Origin of the sequence: Streptomyces mauvecolor, assembly GCF_039532965.1 — a bacterium.
GTDB lineage: Bacteria > Actinomycetota > Actinomycetes > Streptomycetales > Streptomycetaceae > Streptomyces > Streptomyces violascens.
The window spans coordinates 1-2,432 of record NZ_BAAASQ010000026.1 but is presented as its reverse complement, the minus strand read 5'-3'; the positions used below and the strand labels follow the sequence as shown (position 1 = coordinate 2,432).

General features: G+C 66.4%; 1 protein-coding gene and 2 pseudogenes. 1 reads left to right on the top strand and 2 read right to left on the bottom strand.

The annotated features are described in order from the left end of the window. Nucleotides 1-76: 76 nt before the first annotated feature. A pseudogene (locus tag ABD346_RS30725) lies at nt 77-936 on the bottom strand (IS5 family transposase). 160 nt (nt 937-1,096) lie between these two features. Between ABD346_RS30725 and ABD346_RS38680 the strand changes: the two are divergent. Then, nucleotides 1,097-1,387 (top strand): annotated as a pseudogene (locus tag ABD346_RS38680) (GNAT family N-acetyltransferase); the annotation flags it as partial. On the opposite strand, the gene ABD346_RS30720 reads toward ABD346_RS38680, so the two are convergent. Continuing rightward, entirely contained in the window at nt 1,345-1,995 is a 651-nt protein-coding gene (locus tag ABD346_RS30720) for an HAD family hydrolase (RefSeq protein WP_344379324.1), read from the bottom strand. The pseudogene ABD346_RS38680 and the gene ABD346_RS30720 overlap by 43 nt on opposite strands. Nucleotides 1,996-2,432: the final 437 nt, after the last annotated feature.

The window sequence follows — 2,432 nt, the reverse complement described above, 5'->3', positions numbered from 1 at the left end:
GAGGTCTTCGCCATGATCAAGACCAACCAGCGTTAACAACGCTCGTGATCAATACACCTAGGCCGTTTCGTTTGGATCAGCGTGCGGACCAGAGGAAGATGCCTGCGATGTGGAGTCCGGCCAGGTAGATGGTTGCGGTCTTCTCGTAGCGGGTGGCGATGCCTCGCCACTGCTTGAGGCGGTTGATGCATCTCTCGACGGTGTTGCGCTGCTTGTAGGTCTCGCGGTCGAAGGCGGGTGGCCGGCCGCCGTGACTGCCTCGCCGCAGCCGGTTCGCCTGCTGGTCGGCGGGGGCAGGGATGACCGTGCGGATGCCCCGCTTGCGCAGGTGTTCACGGATGGCGCGTGAGGAGTACGCCTTGTCGGCCAGGACCACATCCGGCCTGGTGCGGGGCCGCCCGCGGCGGCGGGGAACGCGCAGGCGGGCCGTCACTTCCGGGAAGGCGGGTGCGTCGCCGGCCTGTCCGGTGGTGAGGTGGAAGGCGAGAGGGCGGCAGTTGTTGTCGGCTGCGAGGTAGATCTTTGTGGTCAGTCCGCCGCGGGACCGGCCGATGGCGTGGTCGTCTGGCTCGTCGGCCGGGTCCCCTTTTTGCGAGACCCGGCCGCACGCTGGTGAGCGCGCACGATCGTGGAGTCCACCGAGACAGCCCAGTTCAGGTCCTCGCCGGCATCGGCCTGGGCCATCAGCGCGGTGAACAACCGCTGCCAGGTTCCATCAGCGGCCCACATTCGCAGCCGGTTGCAGACCCCTCTCCAATTGCCGTACTTCCCGGGCAGATGGACCCATTGCGACCCCGTCTGGAACTTCCAGGCAATCGCATCGATCACCTCGCGGTGATCGCGCCATCGGCCACCTCGTCCGGGCGTCCGGCCCGGAAGCAACGGCTCGATCCGCGCCCACTGCGCATCAGTCAACGGCACACCCGGACCAACGATCAGATGATCCAAACGAAACTGCCTAGCAGAAGAGGGCGTTTTCGATCCTGTTGAGATGCTGCACCTCTACGATTCGGGGTCGGCTGGGAGGGCTACACCAGCGATGTCGACAAGCTCTGTCGCGGTCTTGTGAACTCTCACCTCGTCATTTACGGCACGAGATGGATCAGGAACGCTCCTCGCACTGGCCCGGACCGTCTCCGATGACGAGCACATCTGTTACGTCCAGGACGTCGTGGTCAATCCGGCGAACCCCAGGCAGGGGGTTGGCCGGGCGCTGGTCGAGCACCTGATGCGGCGCTACTCCCACCGCCGGTTCTTCCTCCTGTCTCGGACCACGAGTTGTCACCTGAGGGCAAGCGCAACCGAGCAATTGTCAATTCTTGTGGGTGGGACGGTGCAGGGTGACTACCGCTCTGCGATGAGTTTCGGCAGTTCGCGCATGTCGTAGAAGACAGTGGTGTCGGGGCCTTCAAGTCGTTCAGCCGGGGTGAGCCCGCCGGCATAGCCGAAAGATCGCATGCCGGCGGCGCGGGCAGCGCGGACGCCGGGCCGGCTGTCCTCGACCACCACGCAGGCTGCTGGAGCGACACCCATCTGTCGGGCGGCGTGCAGGAACAGGTCTGGGGCGGGCTTACCGTGGGCGACCTCGGTGGCGCTGAAGATGCGGCCCGCGAAGCGTTCGTAGAGTCCGGTGCGGCCGAGGGTGTGCCGCATCTTGTCGTGGGAGCCGCTGGAGGCGACGCAGGTCGGCAGGATGAGCGCGTCGAGGGCTTCCGGCAGGCCCTCGACCGGGGCGATCTCGGCGTCCACGGCCTCGCGGTGGAGCTGCTCGAACCTCTCCGACCAGGTCGCGGCTGTGTCCTCGCCGAGTTGAGTCGCGACCTGTTCGCGGATGGCCGCGTGTGAGCGCCCGATGAACCGGTCCACGACCTCGTCCTCGGTCAGTGGCCAGCCCAACTCAGCTCCGAGGGCGACCTGCACGCGCGCGGCGATGCGCTCACTGTCAACCAGTACGCCGTCGCAGTCGAATATGACGAGTTCGATGGGCTTGATCATCCCCGCAGCTTAGGCCCTGACCAGTCAGACAGCTGTGCTGCCACCGAGACGTTCGACAAGCGCGCCGTTCTCGAACCGGGCTCGGGCGCGGACCAGGGGCACCAGGTGGGCGCCGGTGATCGCGCGCCAGCATGTGTCGGGCGCCCTGCCGGACGATGTCGTCGATCAGGGAGCCGGACTCGGTGGAACCGTCGGCATTCACTACCCTGAGCACGGGCGTGCCTCCCCGACCCGCGCTGCGAACGCGGGCCTACTCGGTGACCATCAAAGGATCATTCGGGAAGGTACGCCTGCTCCGTTCCTCCCGATGCCGATCCACAGGCCTTGAGCATTGCTCCTCGCACGCGGGGCCGTGGCGCAAGCCGGGGCTCGGAGTGGGTTGCGTCCATGGAGATGGTGTACGGGTTCGACCTGATCCGGGGGTTTGCTCCGGCGTA

Excerpts from the sequence above, each read along its gene's own strand:
- ABD346_RS30720 (WP_344379324.1), bottom strand. The coding sequence starts at position 1,995 with ATGATCAAGCCCATCGAACTCGTCATATTCGACTGCGACGGCGTACTG.